The following is a 23527-nucleotide window of genomic DNA, read 5'->3' on the forward strand; positions in this document are numbered from 1 at the left end:
TAGGCATGGCGCGGCGTTATAGGTTAAAAAAAGATTTGTATTTGACATAAAACTTGCAGTAACAGCCAGGCATCTAATAAAAAAGCATTTCTCATTAAACGACGAGGTTAATATGAATTTTAAGAAAGTTTGTTTCATTTTCGGATTGTTTTTAACCCAATTATCTTTTGCCCAAGAGGGTATTGCGGTTTATAGCGACTATTTGTCGGATAACTATTATCTAATCCACCCATCAATGGCCGGTGCTGCAAACTGTGCCAAATTAAGGCTTACCGCGAGGCAACAATGGTTTGGTGAAGACGATGCACCACAATTGCAAACCCTTAGTTTTAATGGGCGCCTTGGCGAAAGGTCTGGTGTGGGTATTATTGCGTTTAATGATAAAAACGGTTACCACTCTCAGGTAGGTGCTAAGGTTACTTATGCCCACCACATCATGTTTTCGCGCAGCAGCTATGACTTGAACCAGCTTTCGTTTGGTATGAGTGCAGGCCTTGTGCAAAGCAAGCTTGACGGTACTGACTTTATTTATGGTTCAGACGGCGGTATTTTCGACCCTTTTGTAACACCGGGTGTTATTACTAAAGACAGCTATTTTAATATTGACCTGGGTGCATCTTATCACTTCCTTGATTTTTATGCACACTTTACGGTTAAAAACCTTATATCAAGCAGGAGGGAACTTTACTCTGCATTTGAAAGCGACAACCTTAAAAAATACCTATTGAGCTTAGGTTATGTTTTTGGTATTGCTGATGATACATGGCAGCTTGAGCCTTCGGTATTATTCCAGGCAGTTGATGAAACTAAAGAGAAAACCATAGACGTTAACCTTAAAGCTTATAAAGAGCTTGACTGGGGTAGGGTTTGGGGTGGCCTTTCATACAGGAGGAGCCTTGACGGTGCACAATACCAGGCTACACCGGGTGGAGCTGTTGAAGAGCAATACCTTCAGTACATAACGCCTATAGTTGGTGTTAACTACAAAAACTTTATGTTTGCCTATACCTACTCTTACCTTACGGGAGATGTGAAATTTGATAACAGCGGTTTCCACCAGATTACAATAGGCCTTAACCTGTTCTGCCAGCGTGAGCCTTACCACTGTAACTGTCCTGCGGTTAATAACTAAAAATAATTATTATAAAAAGATATTGTTAATTCAGTCCCGGTATATCCGGGACTATTTTTTTTAAGATACTATGTTAATAAGAGAAGTAAACGGTAAACACCCTGTAATACCACAGGATTGTTTTGTAGCAGATAATGCTACAATAGTAGGCGATGTAACACTTGGCGAACAGTGCAGTGTTTGGTTTAACGCGGTAATAAGGGGCGATGTACACTTTATTAAAATTGGCAATAAAGTAAATATACAGGACGGTGCTGTTATTCATTGTACCTACCAAAAGCACCCAACAGTAATTGGTAATAATGTTTCAATAGGGCATAATGCTATTGTGCACGGTTGTACAGTAGAAGACAACGTGCTGATAGGGATGGGTGCAATTGTAATGGATAACTGCGTTATAAAAAGCAATTCTATAATTGCTGCCGGTGCAGTAGTAACACAAAATACCGTGGTAGAAAGCGGTACTATTTATGCCGGTGTGCCTGCTAAAAAGGTAAAAGATATTAACGCGTCAGATTTTGCCGGCGAGATAGACCGTATCTCTACTAACTATGTGCTGTATTCTTCTTGGTTTAAATAAACCGGGCTAAAAGTCAAGGTGTTCTGCCGTGTATTCAGGGCCTATTATACTTTGAAGTACGGCAGGGCTGTTGTTGGCATAAAACAAAGATTCGGCAGCTTTAGGTGTTTCATTAAGCAGGTTGTGCTTGTGTAATATGCTGCGGGTTTGACGGGCAACCGCTTCGCCTGAATCTATAATATGGACACCTTTCGGCAGTATTTCTTTAATTTGCGGAACAAGGTAAGGGTAGTGGCTGCAGCCCAGTACAAGATAGTCTATATTGGCATCAATCATAGGCTTAAGATACGTTACAAGCAGCTCTTTAATTTCCGGGCTGTTCAGTTTGCCGTCTTCAATTAAAGCAACAAGGTTATAGCCTACCTGTTCGATAATATTTACGTCTTTAAGTTCAGATACCTTTTGGGCAAAAAGTTCGCTGGTAAGCGTTCCTTTTGTGGCCAGGATGCCTATAGAGCCTGTCTGGGTGCTTATGGCTGCCGGTTTAATTGCAGGTTCAATACCTATAAAAGGCACATCAAATGCCGCCCTTAGCTCTTTTATGGCATTTGTAGTGGCAGTATTGCAGGCCACAACAATAATCTTTGCTCCGCGGCTTAAAAGGTGGCGGGTGTTCTTAAAGCTTAACTCAATTATTTCTTCTTTGGATTTTTGCCCATAAGGTGCATTTTTACTGTCGGCCAGGTAAATGGTATCCTCATGGGGCAAAAGGGCGTGTATTTCTTTCCATATAGACGTTCCGCCTATTCCGGAATCAAATAGACCTATAGGGTTTGTTTTGGTGTGCATAGCACAAATATAAAAAAAAACAGCCCATCAATTAAAATGGGCTGTACTTTATAATTTGTAAGATTAAGCTTTAATTAGAAGCCAAGTTCTTTTTTAACGTCAGCAAGAAGGTCTGGGCCATCTGCAACAAGAATACCGCTACCGGCAGATGCATCAAGCACATACTGGTAGCCTTTAGCTTTAGCTACTTTTTGTATTGCAGCCATTACTTTATCCTGGATAGGCTTAAATATCTCTTCTCTCTTTTGCATAAGCTCTTTGCTTGCATTTTCTTCATAAGCCCTGATCCTGTTTTGCATATCTTTTACTTCCTGAACGCGTGAATTGTTTACAGCTTCAGTTACTTTGCCGGATTGTGCCTCTTCATCATACTGCTTGATTTTAGCCTGAAACTCAGCATACAGTTTGTTAAGTTCTGTGTTGTGTGCAGAATCAAGCTTTTCAAGTTGTGCAGTGGCCGTTTTCATTTCAGGCATCGCTTTCATAAGCTCCTGGGTATTGATATGTGCCACCTTAGCCTGTGCTGATGCAGATTGTATGCCAACAAACAGTAAACCGGCAATTAGTAGAGATTTCAATTGTTTCATCATTAAACGATTTTTATTAATTTTTGTTTTTAGTTCTTCTTTAAATAATTATTGTCCGTCCTGCGGTGCGGCATCATCGCCGTCTGTAGGATCTGCAGGTGTACTGTTACCTTCTTTTTTAGCAGCCTGCTCGGCTTTTTTATCCTCACGTTTTTTACGTGCGGCTTCGCGCTCAGCTTCCTGCTGCTTTTGGCGTTCTTCAATAAGTTTTTTGCGCTCTTCTATTTTGCGCTCACGTTCTGCTTTGGCTTCAGCTGCTTTTTCGCTGGCTGTAGCGCCGGCAGGGGCGGTATTTTTTTGAGTGCCCGCAGGTTGTTCTATAGCATCATCATTATCAGCCTGGGTAGTACTGTTAGCAGGTTTGGCGGTTGTGCCGTTACGTTTGGCATCGCGCTCTGCTTTTTGCTGCTCCTTTTTATCCTGCGCCTCTTTTATTTTAGCTTCTTTTTGTGCCTTGCGCTCTTCAAGCTTGCGCTCGCGCTCTGCTTTCTTTTCGTCCTGGGCCAGTTTGCGGGCGGCAAAGTCAGGGTCGTTTTCAAGCTCTTCTTTTGCTTCCTGCTCTTCAAGCGCCTTACGCTCTTTAGAACTCATTTTGTCTGTCTTGGCAGCCCTTGAAAGCCTTTTTACAATCAGGTCGCTAAGGTCGTATTTTTTAGCGGCAAACAGCATAGTCATGTCGCTCGACTTGTCAAAAATAAAGTCATACTTCCTGTTTTCTGCTATATCCTGGATTATAGTAAACACCTGGTCCTGTATAGGCTTAACCAGTACCGACTTTTGGCTTATCAGCTCTCCGTTAGGGCCAAATTTTGCCTGCTGGTAATCGCTAAGGTCTTTTTCAAGAAACTGTATTTCTTCTTCGCGCTCTTCAATAAGCTCTTTTGTAAGCAAAGCCTTTTCGGTTTGCAGGGCTTCTTTAAGGCGCGATATTTCATTTTTCTTGGCATCCATTTCCTGTTTCCATTTGCCGGCCCTTTGCTCAAGCTGGTTTTTGGCTTCGGCATAATCCGGAGATTTTTCCAGGATGTAATTCATATCTATGTAGCCTATTTTAAGCACCCGGCCCCCGCCCTGGGCAAATACAGATGCTGTGGCTATAAGGGTAAAAAACGCTATTATAAACTTTTTCATAATTTTCTTTTTTATGTTTAGAAAATATCATGCCAATTTTTTTTAGAACTGCTGTCCTATGATAAAGTGGGTTTCCCATCCGTTAGGCTGAGAGTATCCCGGAACCGGGTCAAACCCGTAACCAAAGTCTATACCAAGTAAGCCAAACGCCGGCATAAACACCCTAAGGCCAAAACCTGCCGAACGCTGTAGTGCAAACGGGTTGTACTCCTGGAAGTTTGCAAACGATGCGCCTGCCTCGGCAAACGTAAGTGCATAAATAGATGCCTGCTGCTTAAGCGTAATCGGGTAGCGCAGCTCCAGAGAGAATTTGTTGTATACCGTTGCACCAATTTGTTGTCCGTACTGGGTGCTGGTGCGGTCTTCTACAATTGGGCTTAAAGACTGGTTAGGATAACCCCTTAACTGTATAACCTCGCGGCCATCAAGCGCATAGTTGGCCATGCCATCTCCACCAAGGTAAAAACGCTCAAACGGAACAAGACCCCTGTCAGGGTTGTAAGCCCCCATGTAACCAAACTCGGCTAAAGATCGAAGTACTAATTTATTATAAATTTTGGTATACCAGTCTGCCTTGAATTTAATTTTATAATATTCAAGCCAGTTAAACCTTTTCTGGTCATACTTAGCATCATCTACACCGGCCTGGCGGTAGTCTGCCGTTGGTTCGCCTGCATCTGTAAGGAAGTCACCGGCGGCTATATACTGGCCTGTAGGCGATGTGCCTGCGGCAGTAGCCCTTAATTTATATTCAGGCTGTTCTTTTAGTGCTGCATAATCTATACCGTTAACAAACGAGTAAGGGAATGTAGTCCTGAAGCTCAGGCTGAACAAAGCACCATACATTGGGTATATCTGGCTCGGCCCCCTGTTTTCGCGGGTAAGTTCTGCCGTGTAGGCAAAGTTTCTTGATGTACCGTTACCAAAGGTAAACAAACCGGTGTTGTAGTTGTCAAGGTCATAATACTGGTAGGTAAGTGAGTGAGACAACCTCATGTTGTAATCCGGTTCGTTAAGCCTTTTTGAAAGGCCCATGGTAATTGATGATATGGTAAAGCTTTGCGAACGGTCTACATCGCGTGTGTAGTAGTTGTATAAAAACTGCCTGCTGTATGAAAATGAGGTAAAGAACTGTATAGGCTTTTTACCACCCAGCCAAGGCTCGCTAAAGCTCAAACTGTACGTTTGGAAATACGTACTACCCTGCGCACGTAGCGATAGTTTTTGTCCGTCGCCCATAGGCAGCGGGTCATAAGCTTCTTTTTTAAATATGTTGCGTAGTGAGAAGTTGTTGAATGAAAGGCCCAGCGTACCAATAAAGCCGCCGCCGCCATAACCACCCTGTAGTTCTATCTGGCTTGAGCCACGTTCTGTAACGTTCCAGTCTATATCTACCGTGCCCGAAGCAGGGTCGGCATTTTTAACATCAGGGCGAATGGTTTCTGCGTCAAAGAAGCCCAGTGTGCCAAGTTCGCGAATGGTGTTTACCACGTCTTCCTTGTTCCATTTCTGGCCCGGGCGCGTCATTAACTGACGGTAAATTACGTGGTCATTGGTTTTGTCATTACCCACAACGTTAATTTTGTTGTAGTAGGCTATAGGGCCTTCGGTAATGCGTATTTCAAAGTCAATAGTATCATTAACCGTTTTTACCTCTACCGCGTTAATATTAGAGAAAAGGTAACCGTTGTTCTGGTACAGGTTGGTAAGGCTTTCTGCATCAGGGTTAGTTTCAGATATACGGTCGTTTAGTAGTACCCCGTTGTAGGTGTCGCCCTTTTTAAGGCCTACGTAAGAGGCCAGCTCCTGGTTTGTGTATACAGAGTTGCCCAGGAATTTAATTTCGCCAAAGTAATATTTACGGCCTTCTTCAATATTAAGTACAATATCTACCATATTGCGTTTGGCATCATAGGTAACAGTGTCTGATGTAACACGGGCATCGCGGTAGCCTTTCTCCTTGTATTTTTTTACAACGTTGGCAAGGTCTTCCTTATACTTGTCTTCAATAAATTTAGACGGGCTAAAAATGCGCAGCGGGTTAGGGAAAGCCTTAACCTTGGTTTTTTTCATGGCCTTTTTAACCTTGGCATCGCTAAGTTTTTCATTTCCGTTAACGGTAATAGAGTGTATGCGCACCTTGTCTCCACGGTCTATGTTAACCACCATATTAACGGTGTTGGCGCTGTCTTCTACCACGTTTATGGCTACTTTAGTATTAAAATAACCGTCTTTTTTATACTTATTCTCAATATAGTACTTAGTATTGGTAATAAGGTTTTCGTTTACGTACTTATCTTTTGTAAGGCCGGTTTCTTTAATAAGGGCTTCCTGCTTGCTTTTCTTTACACCCTGAATGCGTGCGGCGTTTAGCTTAGGCAGCTCGTTAACCTCAAGTTCAAGAAAAATACTGTCTCCGCTAATGCGGGTAGCATAAAAGTCTACGTCTTTAAAAAGCCCCAGTTTCCATAACGATTTTATAGCCGCACTAATTTCTTCTCCCGGTACATTAATAGCCTGGCCTTTATCGAGCTTGGTAAAGGTTACAATGGTTTGCGGGTTATAAGTGGTTTCTCCGGTTATGTTTATGCCGCCCAGTATATACTTGCCGGGCTCAATCCTTCCGGGCTGGGCAAAGGCACTAAATGCGGTTAGCAGTAATGTAGCGGTAAAAAATAGAATGCTTCTGCGAAACATCTTTGTGTTATTTAATTTGTTCACTGGTTTTTCCAAATCGTCGTTCTCTTTTTTGGTAACTGGCTATGGCTGTATGAAGGTCTCCCTCAGTAAAATCAGGCCAAAGCACATCTGTAAAATACAACTCGGCATAGGCAGCCTGCCACAGCAGGAAATTGCTTATGCGTTGCTCGCCGCTTGTGCGTATAACAAGGTCGGCATCGGGCATTGTGCTGGTGTACAGGTGCCTTTGTATGTCAGACTCGCTTATATCAGCTATGTTTAATTGATTGTCTAAAACTTTTTGTGCAATTTGCTTAACGGCCTGCAAAATTTCTTCGCGCGAGCCATAGCTAAGCGCCAGCGTAAGCACCATGCCGGTGTTATCTTTGGTGGCATCTATAACGTCAAAAAGCTGTTTGCGGGGTTTGTTAGGCAGCATATCTGCATTGCCTATGGTGTTTAGCCTGATGTTATTTTTCTGCATTATGGGCAGCTCTTTTTTTAAAGAGTTCATCAGGATGGTCATTAGAGCATCTACCTCAAGTTTGGGCCTGTTCCAGTTTTCGGTAGAAAAGGCATAAAGGGTAAGATAGCCTATGCCCAGTTTGGCACACCCTGTAACCGTTGTGCGTACCGACTTAACGCCGTTTTCGTGGCCAAAGGCGCGCAGCATACCTTTTTGTTTTGCCCAACGGCCGTTGCCGTCCATAATTATGGCAATGTGCTGCGGCAGGTTATCTTTATTTATGGTAGTTGTGTTATCCATATTAATCGCAGTAGCACGGCTTTTGGCCAAATGTATAGGTTAATGTTAGCCCGGTAAACACATACCAGTCATCGCTTTCCAGGTTGCCAAAACGCATCCTGCGCTGGTTATCAGGGTTGCTGCCGTCTATATTATCTGTAAAAGTATAACGTGCACCCACTTCTACACCCAGTATAAGCTTATCTGCAATGCGGGTTTTTATGCCCACAGTCATGGGTATTGCAATGCTGCTCTGGTTGCCGTCTTCTTTGCTTATACCATCGGTGTCTATATAAAGCTCGTTAAACCAGGCATAGCTAAGCCCGCTGTAAACATAAGGGGTAATTAAAAAGCCCGATTCGTGCAGGTTAAAGTCAAAAAAATTAAACTCAAGCCCTGCCGAAAGCTCTTTAACGTTGTTTTCTATTTCAAAGCCCCTTGTGTTGCGGTAGGCCATATCGCTATCGGCATCTTTAGAGCTAAGGTTTCCGTAGGTAAATGAAGCCCTCCATGAGTGGCGGGGGCTGCGGTTCCATTTGTATAAAATGCCCACTGCAAGCTCGTTTGGCGAGATGTAGTTTGTAGGGCCTACATCGCCAATATAGTTAGCCCCGCCAACAAAAAGCCCCAGTTCATGTATCTGTGCTTCAGCAGGTAGTGCCATTACAGTGGTTAATAATAAAAACAGAATGCGCTTCATTAAACAAAAATTGGGTGCAAATATAACAATATAGATTTCTAATTAGCCTATTGATAGACAATTTGCACCTATAAAATGCACAAATTATAAATTATACAGGTTGAAAACGGCAGAAGTGTTACTGTAGTATATGTGCCAGTATAAATTTGGTAATTTTTAATTTCGCTTGTCTTCGCCCCACAGTAGTTTTTTGCGTAGGGTATCAAGGAATTTTTCTTGAGGAAATTCTACCAGCTTAATGGTAAAGCCGGCCTTTTTAAGGCGTAAAACCGTTTCTACATTTACCGATATAATACGCGAATCAAGCGATACAAGGTGCTGCTCTTCCCGGCTGCTAACGCGCAGTTCTATATCTGTATCATCAGGAATTACAAGCGGGCGTGCATTGAGGTTGTGAGGTGCTATAGGGGTTATAACCAGGCTGGTAACATCGGGCATTAGTACAGGGCCGCCGCAGCTAAGCGAATAGCCGGTAGACCCTGTTGGTGTGCTTATAATAAGGCCGTCTGCCCAGTATGAGTTAAGGTGGTCTCCGTTAAGTTTTACATCGATGGTTATCATAGATGTGGTGTCTTTGCGGCTTACGGTTACCTCGTTAAGGGCAAAGTCGAGCGCGCTGTCTTCCGGGCTCATGCCTTGATAATCTAACGATAAAAGCGAGCGCGAAGAAATTTTGTATCCCCCGGTAAATATCTGGGGCAGCAATGCCTCTATGTTTTCCTGCTGTACGGTAGCTAAAAAGCCCAGCCTTCCGGCATTAATACCTACTATAGGTATGTTTTTATCGCGCACAAGGGTAGCGGCGCGCAGCATGGTGCCGTCTCCGCCAATGCTTATAAACAGGTCTATGCCTTCCTGGAGTTCTTCGTGTTCGCTAAAGGTATCAAAGGGTTTTGGCAGCAGCCCCTTTTCGTTAAGCACAGTATAAAAATTAGCCTCTATAAGCACCTGCGGTGCATACCGGTCAAAAACGCGCAATACCTTTTCTATAATGTCTTCGGTATTGTCTTTGTAGTACTGGCCGTAAAGCGCTATTTTCATAAAAGGCTATATATTAAGGTATTTGTCAAGGTAATCGCTGCGGTCTTTAAGCGTGTTCAGGTAAGCGTCTTCCTGGTGTTCAGATACTATATTGTAGTTGTACCTGCGGAAGGTTTGTATAATTTCGCTTAACCCGCCAAGGCTTATCTTAAGGGTAATCTGTACTTTTTCAAGGCTGGCTTCGCTTATGAATAGCCCCAGCAGCCTGCCGTTATTGCTTTCTACAATTTGCGATACCTCGCTCATGCTGTATTCGGTAGTGCCTTTTTCTACTACAAGTATACCGCCTTCTTCCTTAAGGAAAGGGGTTTCGTCAAAAAAGCGGATGATATCAGTTATCTCATAATACCCCAAGTACTTATTATCAGCATCCAGCACCGGCACAAGGTTGGTTTCATTCTTGGCAAAAACCTCCAGCACATCAAGCCACATGGTGGTATCGCGCACAAAAAAGCGCTCAAAAGTGTAGCGTGCCTCATCCATGGTTTTCTCAATATCCAGCAGCTCAGTATCTTCAGAACCCGCACAGCCTATGTAAACGCCATTGTCTAAAACCGGGAAGTGCGAGAACGGGTATTCGGCAAAAAGGTCCTGTGCATCAGCCACCGTATCGGTAGTGCGCAGGGCTTTTATGTTGCTGTTTAAAAAGTCGGTAATTTCTGTCATTGCAGTAGGGTAATATAAAATGCAAAATAATTAAAAATACGGTTAATCTGCCCTATAAGTTTGTACTTTTGTGCTTCAATTAACTTTTTTCGACCAAAAAATGGCTAAATTAAGCGTAAACATAAATAAAATCGCCACCCTGCGCAATTCACGCGGGGGCAATGTGCCTAATCTTTTACAGGTGGCAGCAGATGTGCAAAAGTTTGGTGCCCAGGGTGTAACCATACATCCAAGGCCGGATGAAAGGCACATCCGCTACCAGGATGCCCGTGATTTAGTGCCTGTGGTGTATACTGAATACAACATTGAGGGCAACCCCATACGCAAGTTTATTGACCTTGTTTTAGAGACCAAACCCGCGCAGGTAACCCTTGTGCCCGATGCCGATGATGCCATTACCAGTAACGCCGGGTGGGATACCGTAAAGCATAAAAGCTTCCTGCAGGAAGTGACTAAAGAGTTTAAAAACAACGGTATACGTACTTCTATTTTTGTAGATGCCGACCTTAAAATGGTGGAAGGCGCCATTGAAACCGGTGCCGAGCGTATTGAACTGTACACTGAGGGCTTTGCACGCCAGTATGGCCTGGGCAATAAAGACGGCATTAAACCCTATGTGGCTGCCGCTGAACTGGCTCAGAATCTGGGACTTGGAATTAATGCAGGGCACGACCTGAGCCTTGATAACATTAAGTTCTTTAAGGAGAATATACCCGGATTGTTTGAGGTGTCTATAGGCCATGCGCTTATAGCGGAATCACTGTACCTGGGGCTTGAGAACGTGGTAAATATGTATCTCCAAAAACTAAAGTAATGATACACAGTAGGGTAGAGGGCGAAGGCAAGCCGCTTGTGGTAATCCACGGCTTTATGGGTATGGGTGACAACTGGAAAACCCTTGGCGGGCAGTATGCCAAGGCCGGGTTTGAGGTACATACGCTTGATATGCGTAACCACGGCAAGAGTTTTCATAGCGATGAATTTACCTATGAGGCTATGGTTGAGGATGTTGCGGAATACATAGCGGCTAACAACCTGGGCAAGGTAGACCTTATTGGCCACTCTATGGGTGGTAAAGTAGGGATGTTTTTTGCTGTGCTGCACCCGGAATTGCTTGATAAACTGGTAGTTGCAGATATAGCCCCACGCCACTATGCCCCGCACCACCAGCGCGAGCTTGAGGCACTTAATGCTGTTGATTTCTCTGTAAAACCCAATCGTGCTGAAGTGGAAAGCGTTATGGCACAGTATATTACAGAGCCCGGCACTATCCAGTTCCTGACCAAGAACCTGTACTGGGTAGAGCCCGGCCAGCTGGGTTTCAGGTTCAATCTTAAGGTGTTTAACGAGCAAATTGAGAACATTGGCGAAGCCTTGCCACAGGGCAGCGTGTTTAGCGGGCCAACGCTTTTCTTAAAGGGTGATAGGTCTAAATATATACAGGACAGTGATTTAGCTGATATCTCTGCGCACTTCCCAGACCATGAAATCAAGACAATAAGCAACTCCGGCCACTGGGTACACGCCGAAAACCCAAGGGAGTTTTTTGACTATACCATTGATTTTTTAAAATAGTCTTCAGTCGCAGTCGCAGTTTTCAGGTTCACTCAACTGAAAACTGTGACTGCGACTGAAAACTTAAGTAACTATTTTCGGCAGCACCGTTTCCTTTAATCCTTCCTGTACAAAACGCCACAAAAAGTTAAAGACTGATTTATCCTGTTTACGGTCTACGGCAATTTGTACCTCCTTCAGTTTGCCTTTGCTGTCGTTTTTAACCAGCAGGTTGCCCAGCGCACTGGTAACCTTGTTCTTTTTCTTACCATCTTTTTTATAGATGTCTACCTTCAGGTCTTCATAGTTTATGGCAAAGCTGCCGTTAGAGCGTATGCGGTTGCCGTTAAAAGTAAACCGCACCTCGTTTATGGTGCCGCTTGTTTCGGCGTTCATAAGAGGTTTGGTTATGGGGTTAACTTCTTCGCTCCTTATGTTTTGCAGCCTGCCCACTATGGTAAACGAGTCGCTTTCGTCAAGCGAGTTAAACGACCAGTTAACCTTCAGCGGCGCCGATTTCATAAACAGGCACTGCACATCAATAGTGGTGTTGGGCAGTTTTGCCTTGGCAATGGGGCTGTACACATTACTGATGGTGGCATAAAACTTAGAGAAACTCACCTTGGCGGCGGGCTTGCCAAAATTCAGTTGCTCCTCATATTCAATAGTACTGTTTTTAATCAGCAGCTTATCCACTTTCAGGTCAAACTTCAGGCTGCGGAGGAGTTCGCTGTACAGTTTTTTACGGGTAGGGTCGTCTTTGGGCTCCTTGCTGCGGTATATGTTTGCAAATACTTTCTCGAGGGCAACCTCCGGCGCATGAACATAAAGCGTGTCATTGGCAAACCCCCAGTCGGCTTTGGGTATGTTTATCTTGCCGGCCTCAATATTAAACTGGTCCAGCTCTTTGGGCAGCATATTGCTAAACTGCTTGCGGTTTTGCTTGGGCAGCATCCTGAACCGGTCTATAGATAATGTGCTGTCAGTAGTGGTAATGTTGTTCAGGGTAATGTTATAGTATTGCCCGGCATTAAAAAACAGGCTGTCGCAGCTCAGCTTGTAATCGCGGTAGCGAATGGGTATGTTCTTTTCAACCGTGGCGCTGTCTACCTTTATATTGTGCAGCTCAAAGCTAATGTTGGTGCCGCGCAGTTTGGGGTTCTGTACAGAGTCCATCATTTTAAAACTGCCGTTTTTAATGTACAGGCTCCCGGTTTGTATGGTTTGCTCAAACGGTTTTTGTATGTCGTTCTCTACACTGTATTTCTTCTCGCGGTTGTATAGTATAACCTCGGGCTTGTTGAGCGTAACCTTTTTTACAATTATCTTATCGTGCTTAATCAGCTGCCATATTTTAACCCCGCTAACGTCAATAGATTCTATCTTGGCAAACACCCCGTTTTTAACTGCATTCTCCAGGCTGTCCTTCGGGGCCAGGAACGCCTGGTCTACACTCAGGCTTCCGGTTAGCAGGTTTACATCGAGGTCTTTATAACTCAGGTTGTAAGGAAAGTCTTTCTGCTCGCTTATAATGGTAGGCAGCTTTTTGGTAATGTATCGCGTAAGCGCAAAATTGGCCACCAGTACAAGCAGCAGCAAAACGCCAAGGGTAATCAGTATGGGTTTGATAAACTTCATTTTCAGTGATTTATGCTGTAAATTACTACAGGATTTTCTCACGGCAATACGATTTATATTTTTCTTAGTATTTAAGGCGTTGTTTGGGTGTAATTTAGGTGCTATGCGTGCATAGGGTGTTAAAAATTTAATAAAGCTGTATTTTTAAGGAATTGTTATGATAAATTCTCAAAATAGATGTGTAATTTTTGTGAAAGCAATTATTATGAATGCATAATATTTTTACGAAAACCTTTGCGGCAAATGCATTTTTACTTAAATTTGATATAACGATAACAAACAGAATAACCCATTATTATAACCTATGAAAAGACTATTATCTTTAACGATGGCGCTAACAACGGCAGCCGCAGCATGGGCAGGCGGTTACCGTATAAGCCTTCAGGGCCAGAAACAGCTGGCAATGGGGCATACCGGTACAGCCGTGGTAAACAGTGCCGAAGTATTGTTCTTTAACCCTGCGGGTGCCGTGTTTTTACCGGACCGCTTTAACTTCTCTATTGGCGGCAACCTGCTGTTTGCCCGTACCGGTTTCCAGAACGAAACCTACAACTGGAGGGCCAGTACAGAAAATATGGGTACCCCGTTTGAAGCTTACCTTTCGTATAAAACTACCGACTGGCTTGCACTGGGCCTTGCCGTATACAGCCCTTACGGCAGCGCCGTAGAGTGGGACAGGGACTGGGTAGGTTCGCACCTTGTTAATAATATAGACCTTAAGGCCATTTACATACAGCCCATAGCATCTGTAAAGCTTAGCGATAAGTTTAGCGTGGGTGGCGGCCCTATATTTGTTACCGGCGGGGTAGAGTTTAACCGTAACCTTACCCGCAGCCTTACTAACGAGCAGGGCATGCGCAGCGATGTTACCATAGAAGATAAAGGCGTAACGGCCTGGGGCTGGAGTGCCGGCTTTATGTTTAACCCTACCGATAAGGTAAGGCTGGGTGTTAACTACCGTTCTGAAATTACAATGGAAGCCCGTGGCGGTGCCGCTACTTTTCATGACCTGCCTGCTTTTGCACAGGCTATTTATACCAATACACAGTTTGATGCCGACCTGCCGCTGCCTGCCGAGCTAAGTGCCGGTATATCGGTAGCGCTAAGCGATAAGTGGCTTGTGGCGTTTGATTACAACCATGCTTACTGGAATGTATATGAAGCCCTAACCGTTAAGTTTGCCAATGGTACGCCCACATCGGTTAACCCGCGCAACTATAAAGATGCCAGTACCTACAGGGTGGGTGCGCAGTTTAAGCCAAACGACAAGTTTGCTTTCCGCGCAGGATGGTATTTTGACGAAAGCCCCGTGCAGGACGGCTACTTTGCACCCGAAACCCCGCGTAACGACTCTATGGGCTTTACCGGTGGGTTAACCTACCAGATTATGCCTAAGTTTGGTATAGACTTCTCATTCCTGTACCTGCACTTTGACGAGGTTGATAATTCATACAACTACTTTAACGAAGACGGGCAAAATGTATCGTTTGGCGGTACCTACAAAAACGTGGTGTTTTCTCCGGGCCTTGGTGTAACCTATAGCTTTTAATCACAATGAAAAATAGAAATATACTCTTTATATCGCTCCTGGCCATGGGTGTTGCAGGCTGCGAACCCGAATTTGAAAACGAGGTTACCAATGCCAGCTACAGCGCAGGCGAGGCCGATTTTAGCCGCTATGTGGCAGTGGGCAACTCGCTAACCGCCGGTTTTATGGATGGTACTGTGTTCCGTTCCGGCCAAATGTATTCGTTCCCTAACCTGCTGGCGCAGCAGTTTGCCCTTGTGGGCGGCGGCGCGTTTACCCAGCCTTCTTATGCTGACGATGTAAACAACCTGGGCGGCCTGCCATTGCCGGGCTTTAATACACGCCTTATTATAGATGCTTCTGCCGGAGGGCCTGAGCCTATACAGGGCACCACATCAATAACGCTAACGCCACAGGCTACGGCCTTTAATAACATGGGGGTTCCGGGTGCCAAGTCGTTCCACCTGCTGGCTGCCGGGTATGGTAACGCCGCAGGGCTTTCTGCCGGGCTTGCAAACCCGTATTTTGTACGTATGGCTACAAACCCTAACACTACCGTACTGGCCGATGCCATGTCGCTAAACCCCACGTTCTTTACCAACTGGATAGGCGCTAACGATGTTTTGGCTTATGCCACATCGGGCGGGGTGGGTGTAGACCAAACGGGCAACATGAACCCGGCTACCTACGGCGGTAACGATATTACCGACCCAACCGTTTTTGCCAGCGTGTATTCAACCATTGTAAACACGCTAACGTCTAACGGCGCCAAGGGTGTGGTGGCTACCATACCTTATGTAACGTCTATACCGTATTTTACAACCGTACCTTATGCACCGCTAACCGCCGAGGCACTGGGTGGTGCAGAAAACATAACCGCGCTTAACACACAGCTGTATGGCCCGCTTAAGCAGGTGCTTACAGCCCTGGGCCAGGGAGACAGGGTTAATATGCTCAGTACAGAAACGCCTAACCCTGTGCTTATAAAAGACGAAGCCCTTGCTAACCTGCAGGTGCAGCTTACGGCGGCCTTTACACCGCTGGTGGGCGCGCAAACTGCAGCCTTTATTGGTGCTACTTACGGCCAGGCCAGGCAGGCTACTTCGGCAGATTTAATACTGCTTACCACAAGCTCTGTTATAGGCAGTGCGCCTGCGGGTGTGCCGGCGCCGTTTAACATATTTGGGGTAACCTATCCGCTACAGGACCAGCACGTGCTTACCAATGCAGAGAAAACACTGGCCAACTCCGCTACTGATAATTTTAACGCTACCATACGCGCCATTGCAGCATCTAAAGACCTTGCCGTAGCCGATATGAACGCCATTTTAGGGGCGCTTGTAGAAGGCTTAAGGCTTGAGGACGGGCAAATTTATACCGCCAACTATTTTAGTACAGAAAGGCTAAGCACCACGCTCTTCAGCCTTGACGGTATTCACCCTAATGCGCGTGGTTATGCCCTTGTAGCCAGCGAGGTTATAAAGGTTATTAACGAACATTATGGCGCACACCTGCCGCTGGTTAGCCCTGCTTACCTGCCGGGTGCTACAGTACTGCCATCTAACTAATTGCTAAATATTGTATACAAAAGCGCCGTTTTTATGGCGCTTTTTTTATTTTTATACAAAAAACACCACGATATGAAAACGCTTATCAACCTCTTTTTTACTACAGTGTTTGTACTGCTGCTGGCCCATTTTTTACACGGGGTACATGTAGACAGCTTTACAACCGCAGTGCTGGTGGCGGCCGTGCTGGGGCTGCTTAATATTTTTGTAAAGCCCATACTGGTGCTGTTTACACTGCCGGCTACCATTTTTACGCTGGGGCTTTTCCTTTTGGTTATAAATGCCATAATAGTAATGATTTGCGCCGAGCTCGTGCCGGGTTTCCGTCTCGACGGGTTTTGGGTGGCACTGCTGTTTAGCCTGGTGCTTTCGGTTTGCCAGTCGCTTGTGGCAGGCCTTACTAACGACAGGGACAGGCGCTAATTAACAGTATTGTAATTCAGGGGCTTAAAAATTTGTTCACATATCAAAAAAAGCATAATTTTGCGCCCACTTATTTGAATAAAACATTTGGACTAATGAATATCACAAAAGAGCAGGTTGACGCGCTAAATGCTGTTGTAACAATAGCTATTACTAAAGAGGACTATAAACCGCAGGTTGACAAGGTACTTGGCGACTACAGGAAAAACGCCTCAATACCGGGTTTCCGCAAAGGTGCTGTGCCTATGAGTCTTATACAAAAGCAGTATGGCAAAGCCGTGCTTCTTGATGAGGTTAACAAGCTGCTGCAAACTAAGCTTAACGACTACCTTGTAGAAGAAAAACTTGATATACTGGGCAACCCGCTTCCAAAAGTAACGGAAGACTTTAACTGGGATGCCGATGAATTTAAATTTGAATTTGAGCTTGGCCTTGCCCCAGAGTTTACTGTAGACCTTGGCGCTAAGAACAAGATTACAAAATTCAACATCGTTGCTGATGACGTGCTTCTTGATGAGCAGATAGAGCGCATCCAGAAGCAATTTGGCAAGCTTGTAGCTAAAGATACCGTTGAAGCCGGAGATGACATAGTAGGTACTTTTACTAACGAAGAAAAAGGCATCAACAACCGCACTACCATCACTACAGAAATTTTCAAGGCTAAAAAAGAGGCTAAGAAATTCATAGGTAAAAAAGTAGGCGATGTAGTTACCGTAAGCACTAAAGGCCTTTTTGACGACGACCACAAACTAATGGATTACCTTGCGGTAGGCCATGATGATGTTCACGGTCTTGATATTGAGGTTAACTTTACTATTGAAGAAGTAAACACACACGATAAGGCAGAGCTTAACCAAGAGCTTTTTGATAAGCTTTTTGGCGAAGGCGCAGTATCTTCTATTGAAGAGGTTAAGGCTAAAATCAAGGAAGATGCTGAGCAGCAGTTTGCACAACAGGCCGACCAGAAATTCCTTAACGATGTTACCGAATTCCTTATTGCTGAAACCAAGTTTGACCTTCCGGCTGAATTCCTTGTAAAATGGCTTCAGACAGCAGGCGAAACCCCGCTAACTGCTGAACAGGCTGAAGAGGAGTTCAAAAAGTCTGAAAACGGCCTGCGTTACCAGCTTATTGAAGGTAAAGTAATCACGTCTAACAACCTGCAAATTACTTTTGACGACCTTAAAGCCTACACTGCTACGGTTATCAAAAAGCAAATGGCACAGTTTGGCCAGCTAAACCCAACCGATGAGGATGTAGACGGAATTGTTGCCCGTGTGCTTTCTAACAAAGACGAGGTTAAGAGGCTTAGCGAGCAGGTTATGAGCGAAAAAATGCTTAACCTTTTCAAAGAAAACGTGAAGTTTAAGACTAAAGACGTTACATATCAGGAGTTTATCAAGGAGATGTACGGCGAATAATATATCGAAAAAAATGAGTATATTTGAACGTCAGCTTTTTTAAGCTGGCGTTTTTATATTATTAGGACCTAAATTGTCGAATCACATTCAAAAAACAATAAAAAACTATGGATTTCGGTAAAGAATTTAAAAAGTATGCCACTAAACACCACGGTGTAAACAACTTATATTATGACAAGCTGGTAAACCGCGTTACCCCAACCGGCCTTACGCCATACATTATGGAAGAGCGCCAGATGAACGTTGCCCAGATAGACGTGTTTTCGCGCCTTATGATGGACCGTATCATTTTCCTTGGAACGGGTATTGACGACCAGGTTGCTAACATCGTTCAGGCGCAGCTGCTGTTCCTGGAAAGTACAGATGCCAGCAAAGACATCCAGATTTACATTAACTCGCCGGGCGGCAGCGTGTATGCAGGCCTTGGCATGTATGACACCATGCAGTACATAAAGCCCGATGTGGCTACAATATGTACCGGTATGGCGGCTTCTATGGGTGCGGTGCTGCTTTGCGCCGGTGCCGATGGTAAGCGTAGCGCACTACCACACAGCCGCGTAATGATTCACCAGCCATCGGGCGGTGCACAAGGCGTGGCTACCGATATGGAAATCAATCTGAAGGAAATGCTGAAGCTTAAAGAAGAGCTTTACAACATTATAGCCAAGCACTCTAAGCAGCCTTATGACAAGGTGTATAAAGACAGCGAACGCGATTACTGGATGAAAGCATTCGAGGCCAAAGACTATGGCATGATTGACGAAGTGTTAATAAGAGAATAATTTGAACAATAATGAGTTATAGGTAACAGGGAAGGCGTTTAGTCGTCCCTGTTATTGTATAACAAATGAAAAAATGGCAAAAGAAGTATTAGAATGTTCGTTCTGCGGGCGCAAAAAACCGGAAACCAACCTGCTTATAGCGGGCATAAGCGCACATATTTGCGACAGGTGTATTGAGCAGGCGCACGGCATTGTGCTGGAAGAGCTGAAACAAAGCGGCAACTCCACACTGGCCGGAGAACTTGAGCTTAAGAAACCGAAAGAAATACGCGCGTTCCTGGACCAGTATGTTATTGGCCAGAACCAAACCAAGAAGGTGCTTTCGGTAGCGGTATACAACCACTACAAAAGGTTGTTGCAGCAGCAGGGCGATGATGAGGTTGAGATTGAAAAGAGTAACATACTTATGGTGGGCCAAACCGGTACGGGTAAAACCCTGGTGGCCAAAACCATTGCCCGTATGCTAAATGTGCCCCTAACCATTGTAGACGCCACGGTACTTACTGAGGCCGGTTATGTGGGCGAAGATGTAGAAAGCATCCTTACGCGCCTGTTACAGGCCGCCGACTATGATGTGAAGAAAGCCGAGCGCGGTATTGTGTTTATTGACGAGATAGATAAAATTGCCCGTAAGAGCGATAACCCAAGCATTACACGTGACGTAAGCGGTGAGGGTGTACAGCAGGCGCTTCTTAAACTGTTGGAAGGTACTGTGGTTAACGTTCCGCCTAAGGGAGGACGCAAGCACCCTGACCAGAAGTTTATTGAGGTAAACACACAGGATATCCTGTTTATTGCCGGTGGCGCGTTTGATGGTATTGAGCGCATCATATCTAAAAGGCTTAACCGCCAGGCGGTGGGCTACAGCACCAGCAAAAACGCCGACAATATAGACAAAGACAACCTGCTGCAGTACATCATTCCAAAAGATGTAAAAGACTTCGGGCTGATACCTGAAATCATAGGTAGGCTACCGGTGCTTACGCACATGGATCCGCTGGACCGCGAAACCCTTCGCGCTATATTAACCGAGCCTAAAAACGCCCTTGTAAAGCAGTACATAAAACTGTTTGCTATGGATGATGTAGAACTTAGCGTTACTGATGATGCCCTTGATTACATTGTAGACAAGGCACTGGAGTACAAGCTGGGTGCGCGCGGCCTTCGTTCATTGTGCGAAGCCATCCTAACTGAAGCCATGTATGAGCTTCCGGGGTCAGACGATACCAGCCTGCACATTGACCAGGATTATGTAGAGCACCACCTGAACAAAACACTGCTTAAGAGGCTTAAAGCGGCTTCTTAGCTTGTTAGGAGTTAAGGGTTGGGAGTTGTTCTTACAGTTGATATGCTGTTAAGCATTCTCTGTCATTCTGAGCGAAGCGCAGCGGAGTCGAAGACACGAGGGCAGAGCCCGAACTGACGAAGTAATCTTTTCTCTTATTTGAAAAATACAAAGCCCCGTTTGGGGCTTTTTTTATGTAGTTAGTCATTGCGAGGAGGAACGACGAAGCAATCTTTTTCTTTATTTTAGCTGTTCAAACCTATACGCCATGAAATACCTTACCCTATTCTTCTTGATTTTGGTTTCCTGTAGTAAAGAGACAAAATTCGCGAAAGCGGAACTACTACCAACCGAAATAGATTCCCTGCAAACCAATGCGCAAATTGAACAGTACATTGGCAGGCATGATACGCTTTACCATAAATTCATATTAAAAAGAGTACAGGATATAACATGCATCAGCTGCGATTCAGCGCTAAAAAACCTCGCCACCCGGCTAAAGGTAAACTATTCTTATATTAAGGCAGACCTTGACAACAATGGCTATACTGACCTGGTAGTGACAGGTGTTAACCGCACCTATACTTCCGCCAATACACATCCTGATATGTTGGTTGAATGGTCAAGGGATTTTAATGCGTTCGTACTAATGAATTTTGGGGCGGGCAATGTAAAATTGCACGACCTTACTGATGGCTTGTGGTATGGCCTTGTACCAAAAGTAGAAACTATTAATAGCCAGCCAACTTTGGTAGTCTATAAGCCGCCAATGAAAAAAGGGATTACCGGCCCCGGAAAACCCGAAACCCGAACAGTTTTACGCTATGCCTTTGGTGATTTTGTTGAGTATAATTCGGCTCCACCTGTTTTCTCAATTGAAGAAATTGAATATGCCACTACCGGCTGTATGGGAGAATGCCCCATATTTAAGCTGAGTATGGAACAAAACAGCAAGGCAACATTTAAAGCTGAATATTATAACTACACCAAACCATGGCAGCAAGGCGAATTGCTGAACGGGACTTATAAAACTACATTAAAAGAAGCTGATTATACCCAAATAAAAACCCTGCTTAATTATCTTGATTTCCCACACTTACAGGATAATTACAATGTATCATGGACTGATGACCAGAGTGCGGTATTAAAAATAACCTACAATGGTGGCAAGGTTAAAACGATTACAGATTATGGCGTGCAGGGCACCTATGGATTACGTTATTTACATAGAATACTATATGCCCTGCGGTTAAACCAGGACTGGAATCAGGTTAAGTAAAGACGTTTTAAAATTGCACGAATGACTTACGTTGCCTAAAATGCCCGGCCTCAATACTGAGTGTAACTGAATGTGCGGGTGGGATGTGCGGGCATATTTATTGCGCGTTAATAACCTCAATTGCTTTTTCATAAATAAGGCCCGGGTTAAAGTGCAGTGCGGTTTGGCCTACGGGTATATCTATTTTAAGCCCCTTTTTAAACACTACGGTGCCATCAGGGTAAAACGCCTGGTAGCCGGTGTAGTCTACTGTACTTTTATCGGGCAGGGTGTACTGCACTACATTAGCCACAACACCGGCCGTGGGTGTGCCTACGGTTGTGCAGTTAGGTGCTGCCTGCACGCACATGCCCATAAATTCTGACTGGCTTATGGTGTGGTTGTCTACCAGCAGTATTACTTTGCCTTTATAGTAGTTTTTGCTGCTGCTGCCGGCAGCCAGCGGGTCGTCTATAAAGCCCAGTGCGGCCTGGTTGTTTTTTTCTGCAATGCCCGGGGTTTTTGTGGGCGCCATAAAAACGGCAAAGGTTCTTTTTTCAGGATACAAATAACCGGAAAGGTCTTCTACGGTAAATTTGTCGGGGTAGTTGCGCATATCCAGTATTACCCCCTTTTTATTGGCATTGTCTTTAAAAAATTTCTTCAGGTCCGCTTTCGTGGCAGTTCCCATCCATAAATAGGCTACATCATCAGGAAAGGCCGTTTTAGGTGCCGGAAGGTCTTCGCGCTGCAACTGGCCTTCAAAGCTGCTTAGCTGCTGCACCCTTACATCGCGCGGGGTTGCATCTTTGCCCACAACGGTATATGTGTCATATTCAGATGCGCTCCTTAACAGCCATACGCCCCGTTCCCTAAGCCGGTATTCGTTGCCGTAAGACAGGTATTGCCCAACGCGTTCAAAGAGCGCCTGCTTAACCGGTTTTCCGTTAACGGCGGTTATAACATCGCCCAGGGCTATACCGGTTTTGTCCAGCAATGGTTTAGAGGGTGTTCCGGTTATAACAATGCTGTCGTTAATATCCTGTCCCCAAAAAGGTGGGTACAGTGTAGGCAGTATGGTTTTTTGAATTTCATCGGTCATAAACCAGCAGTGGCTGTCCTGTATATGATGATATAGCCGCGCTTTGGCAAGGTCCATTTTAGCCTGTGTGTCGGCAGCAATAAAATCAGGCAGGCTTTTATCGAGCACGGTTAGCCAGTCTTCGTCAAACAGGTATTTGTTAAGGTTCCAGTACTGGGTAACATTCCAAAAGCTGAACAGGTTGAGCAGGCGGTGGCTTTTCAGTTTTACATCAAATCCCTCAAAACCCTTTTCGTTGCTAAAATCCTGGAGGTCGGTAAGCTTGGGTATTTTTACATAATAGTTGGCGGCGGTGTGTTTGCCGTTCTTAATTTTTAGAAGCAGGGATTTAAGGCCGTCATCAAACCCCGAAGCTTCAAACCAGCGGTAGTCTTCGTTTTGGGTAAAATATTCGTTGCCGTATGTTTTAGGGGCAACATCGGCCACGGGGCCATAGCTGTTAATCCACGTTTTGTAAAAACTGTTGATTTCGTCTGTAGTGCCCAACGTTTCAAGGGTGTTGAACTGCTTTATAAATTCGGCATCCCAGTTTTGCTTGCCTTTAGATATCTCCGGGTGGTGGTATTTTAAAAAGCCCCACACCAGGCCAAAGGTTTTGTATTTGGCAGTATCATTGGGTTTGGCAAATACAGCTGTGGTAAATAATAAGAAAAGTGCAAGTAAGCGCATTGTTGTTGGTTTGGTTGTACTTATAAACTTACACATAGTGTGTTTATTGCAAAAAGCAATTGGATAATTTGGTGTTATTGTGTGGATGAATATTTTTAAATACAAAGACACAAGGAACACAAAGGAAGCTACAGTATTTTAGTGTCCACAAAGCTTTGTGAACTTTGAGGAATGTGTTTTCTTTGTGTTCCTTGTGTCTTTGTGGCCTTTGTGTTTAAATTAATTAACCATCCGCATCCTTAAAATACC

The 23527-nt window shown here is 44.6% G+C and carries 21 protein-coding genes; 11 read left to right on the top strand and 10 right to left on the bottom strand.

The features are described from left to right. The first annotated feature begins 112 nt into the window (after positions 1–112). A complete protein-coding gene (locus AM279_RS16390) occupies positions 113–1132 on the top strand; it encodes a PorP/SprF family type IX secretion system membrane protein (protein WP_054409103.1) in 1020 nt (339 codons plus the stop codon). 70 nt (positions 1133–1202) lie between these two features. Further along, positions 1203–1712 (top strand): gamma carbonic anhydrase family protein, encoded by a 510-nt coding sequence (locus AM279_RS16395; protein ID WP_054409104.1) that lies wholly within the window; start codon positions 1203–1205, stop codon positions 1710–1712. Between the two features lie 6 nt (positions 1713–1718). Here the strand turns inward: AM279_RS16395 and murI are convergent, their stop codons facing one another. From murI to AM279_RS16435, 8 genes are all read right to left on the bottom strand, one after another. Then, positions 1719–2501 carry a glutamate racemase gene (gene murI, locus AM279_RS16400; protein WP_054409105.1) on the bottom strand — a complete coding sequence of 261 codons (783 nt, stop codon included), beginning with the start codon at positions 2499–2501 and terminating at the stop codon, positions 1719–1721. Between the two features lie 74 nt (positions 2502–2575). Further along, positions 2576–3088 (bottom strand): OmpH family outer membrane protein, encoded by a 513-nt coding sequence (locus AM279_RS16405; RefSeq protein ID WP_054409106.1) that lies wholly within the window; start codon positions 3086–3088, stop codon positions 2576–2578. A 48-nt stretch (positions 3089–3136) separates the two neighbouring features. Next, entirely contained in the window at positions 3137–4219 is a 1083-nt protein-coding gene (locus AM279_RS16410; protein WP_143090407.1) for an OmpH family outer membrane protein, read from the bottom strand. A 42-nt stretch (positions 4220–4261) separates the two neighbouring features. Continuing rightward, positions 4262–6916, bottom strand: coding sequence for a BamA/OMP85 family outer membrane protein (locus tag AM279_RS16415; RefSeq protein ID WP_054409108.1), 2655 nt, complete (start codon positions 6914–6916; stop codon positions 4262–4264). Positions 6917–6923: 7 nt separating this feature from the next. Then, on the bottom strand, positions 6924–7664 hold the full coding sequence (locus AM279_RS16420; protein WP_054409109.1) for an isoprenyl transferase: 741 nt from the start codon (positions 7662–7664) through the stop codon (positions 6924–6926). A 1-nt stretch (position 7665) separates the two neighbouring features. Beyond that, positions 7666–8343, bottom strand: a complete 678-nt coding sequence (gene porG / locus AM279_RS16425) for a type IX secretion system protein PorG (protein WP_054409110.1) — start codon at positions 8341–8343, stop codon at positions 7666–7668. A 156-nt stretch (positions 8344–8499) separates the two neighbouring features. Beyond that, a complete protein-coding gene (locus AM279_RS16430; protein WP_054409111.1) occupies positions 8500–9384 on the bottom strand; it encodes an NAD kinase in 885 nt (294 codons plus the stop codon). A 6-nt stretch (positions 9385–9390) separates the two neighbouring features. After that, positions 9391–10050: a CBS domain-containing protein gene (locus AM279_RS16435; RefSeq protein ID WP_054409112.1), complete on the bottom strand. Its 660-nt coding sequence runs from the start codon at positions 10048–10050 to the stop codon at positions 9391–9393. Between the two features lie 100 nt (positions 10051–10150). Here AM279_RS16435 and AM279_RS16440 point away from each other — a divergent pair, with 100 nt between their 5' ends. Further along, on the top strand, positions 10151–10864 hold the full coding sequence (locus AM279_RS16440; RefSeq protein ID WP_054409113.1) for a pyridoxine 5'-phosphate synthase: 714 nt from the start codon (positions 10151–10153) through the stop codon (positions 10862–10864). Then, positions 10864–11625, top strand: coding sequence for an alpha/beta fold hydrolase (locus AM279_RS16445; RefSeq protein WP_054409114.1), 762 nt, complete (start codon positions 10864–10866; stop codon positions 11623–11625). Before AM279_RS16440 ends, AM279_RS16445 begins: the two co-directional genes overlap by 1 nt. A gap of 63 nt (positions 11626–11688) precedes the next feature. Here the strand turns inward: AM279_RS16445 and AM279_RS16450 are convergent, their stop codons facing one another. Beyond that, positions 11689–13242, bottom strand: a complete 1554-nt coding sequence (locus AM279_RS16450) for a hypothetical protein (RefSeq protein WP_054409115.1) — start codon at positions 13240–13242, stop codon at positions 11689–11691. A 304-nt stretch (positions 13243–13546) separates the two neighbouring features. On the opposite strand from AM279_RS16450, the gene AM279_RS16455 reads away from it, so the two are divergent. The 7 genes from AM279_RS16455 (at position 13547) to AM279_RS16485 (ending at position 21528) form a co-directional block, all read left to right on the top strand. Continuing rightward, positions 13547–14791 (top strand): OmpP1/FadL family transporter, encoded by a 1245-nt coding sequence (locus AM279_RS16455; protein WP_054409116.1) that lies wholly within the window; start codon positions 13547–13549, stop codon positions 14789–14791. 5 nt (positions 14792–14796) lie between these two features. Then, complete coding sequence (locus AM279_RS16460; RefSeq protein ID WP_054409117.1) at positions 14797–16338, top strand: G-D-S-L family lipolytic protein; 1542 nt, start codon at positions 14797–14799, stop codon at positions 16336–16338. A 72-nt stretch (positions 16339–16410) separates the two neighbouring features. Continuing rightward, positions 16411–16761, top strand: a complete 351-nt coding sequence (locus AM279_RS16465) for a phage holin family protein (protein WP_054410378.1) — start codon at positions 16411–16413, stop codon at positions 16759–16761. 95 nt (positions 16762–16856) lie between these two features. Next, positions 16857–18182, top strand: a complete 1326-nt coding sequence (gene tig, locus AM279_RS16470; RefSeq protein WP_054409118.1) for a trigger factor — start codon at positions 16857–16859, stop codon at positions 18180–18182. 107 nt (positions 18183–18289) lie between these two features. Then, positions 18290–18964 (top strand): ATP-dependent Clp endopeptidase proteolytic subunit ClpP, encoded by a 675-nt coding sequence (clpP, locus tag AM279_RS16475; RefSeq protein ID WP_054409119.1) that lies wholly within the window; start codon positions 18290–18292, stop codon positions 18962–18964. 73 nt (positions 18965–19037) lie between these two features. Next, on the top strand, positions 19038–20270 hold the full coding sequence (gene clpX, locus AM279_RS16480; RefSeq protein WP_054409120.1) for an ATP-dependent Clp protease ATP-binding subunit ClpX: 1233 nt from the start codon (positions 19038–19040) through the stop codon (positions 20268–20270). Positions 20271–20517: 247 nt separating this feature from the next. Then, the gene (locus AM279_RS16485; RefSeq protein WP_054409121.1) at positions 20518–21528 is read left to right on the top strand and encodes a DUF6438 domain-containing protein; all 1011 of its coding nucleotides are present in this window, start codon (positions 20518–20520) and stop codon (positions 21526–21528) included. Between the two features lie 97 nt (positions 21529–21625). On the opposite strand, the gene AM279_RS16490 is transcribed toward AM279_RS16485, so the two are convergent. Further along, positions 21626–23278 (bottom strand): S41 family peptidase, encoded by a 1653-nt coding sequence (locus tag AM279_RS16490; protein WP_160316460.1) that lies wholly within the window; start codon positions 23276–23278, stop codon positions 21626–21628. Positions 23279–23527 lie beyond the last annotated feature (249 nt).

The sequence above is a fragment of the Flavobacterium akiainvivens genome (assembly GCF_001278115.1).
GTDB lineage: Bacteria > Bacteroidota > Bacteroidia > Flavobacteriales > Flavobacteriaceae > Flavobacterium > Flavobacterium akiainvivens.

What these genes read in the sequence shown, in the direction of transcription:
- AM279_RS16405 (WP_054409106.1), bottom strand. Translation starts at nt 3,088, where the DNA reads ATGAAACAATTGAAATCTCTACTAATTGCCGGTTTACTGTTTGTTGGC.
- AM279_RS16440 (WP_054409113.1), top strand. Translation starts at nt 10,151, where the DNA reads ATGGCTAAATTAAGCGTAAACATAAATAAAATCGCCACCCTGCGCAAT.
- AM279_RS16430 (WP_054409111.1), bottom strand. Translation starts at nt 9,384, where the DNA reads ATGAAAATAGCGCTTTACGGCCAGTACTACAAAGACAATACCGAAGAC.
- AM279_RS16455 (WP_054409116.1), top strand. Translation starts at nt 13,547, where the DNA reads ATGAAAAGACTATTATCTTTAACGATGGCGCTAACAACGGCAGCCGCA.
- AM279_RS16415 (WP_054409108.1), bottom strand. Translation starts at nt 6,916, where the DNA reads ATGTTTCGCAGAAGCATTCTATTTTTTACCGCTACATTACTGCTAACC.
- AM279_RS16390 (WP_054409103.1), top strand. Translation starts at nt 113, where the DNA reads ATGAATTTTAAGAAAGTTTGTTTCATTTTCGGATTGTTTTTAACCCAA.
- porG (WP_054409110.1), bottom strand. Translation starts at nt 8,343, where the DNA reads ATGAAGCGCATTCTGTTTTTATTATTAACCACTGTAATGGCACTACCT.
- murI (WP_054409105.1), bottom strand. Translation starts at nt 2,501, where the DNA reads ATGCACACCAAAACAAACCCTATAGGTCTATTTGATTCCGGAATAGGC.
- AM279_RS16485 (WP_054409121.1), top strand. Translation starts at nt 20,518, where the DNA reads ATGAAATACCTTACCCTATTCTTCTTGATTTTGGTTTCCTGTAGTAAA.
- AM279_RS16445 (WP_054409114.1), top strand. Translation starts at nt 10,864, where the DNA reads ATGATACACAGTAGGGTAGAGGGCGAAGGCAAGCCGCTTGTGGTAATC.
- AM279_RS16410 (WP_143090407.1), bottom strand. Translation starts at nt 4,219, where the DNA reads ATGAAAAAGTTTATAATAGCGTTTTTTACCCTTATAGCCACAGCATCT.
- AM279_RS16395 (WP_054409104.1), top strand. Translation starts at nt 1,203, where the DNA reads ATGTTAATAAGAGAAGTAAACGGTAAACACCCTGTAATACCACAGGAT.
- clpP (WP_054409119.1), top strand. Translation starts at nt 18,290, where the DNA reads ATGGATTTCGGTAAAGAATTTAAAAAGTATGCCACTAAACACCACGGT.
- AM279_RS16465 (WP_054410378.1), top strand. Translation starts at nt 16,411, where the DNA reads ATGAAAACGCTTATCAACCTCTTTTTTACTACAGTGTTTGTACTGCTG.
- AM279_RS16460 (WP_054409117.1), top strand. Translation starts at nt 14,797, where the DNA reads ATGAAAAATAGAAATATACTCTTTATATCGCTCCTGGCCATGGGTGTT.
- tig (WP_054409118.1), top strand. Translation starts at nt 16,857, where the DNA reads ATGAATATCACAAAAGAGCAGGTTGACGCGCTAAATGCTGTTGTAACA.
- AM279_RS16450 (WP_054409115.1), bottom strand. Translation starts at nt 13,242, where the DNA reads ATGAAGTTTATCAAACCCATACTGATTACCCTTGGCGTTTTGCTGCTG.
- clpX (WP_054409120.1), top strand. Translation starts at nt 19,038, where the DNA reads ATGGCAAAAGAAGTATTAGAATGTTCGTTCTGCGGGCGCAAAAAACCG.
- AM279_RS16435 (WP_054409112.1), bottom strand. Translation starts at nt 10,050, where the DNA reads ATGACAGAAATTACCGACTTTTTAAACAGCAACATAAAAGCCCTGCGC.
- AM279_RS16420 (WP_054409109.1), bottom strand. Translation starts at nt 7,664, where the DNA reads ATGGATAACACAACTACCATAAATAAAGATAACCTGCCGCAGCACATT.
- AM279_RS16490 (WP_160316460.1), bottom strand. Translation starts at nt 23,278, where the DNA reads ATGCGCTTACTTGCACTTTTCTTATTATTTACCACAGCTGTATTTGCC.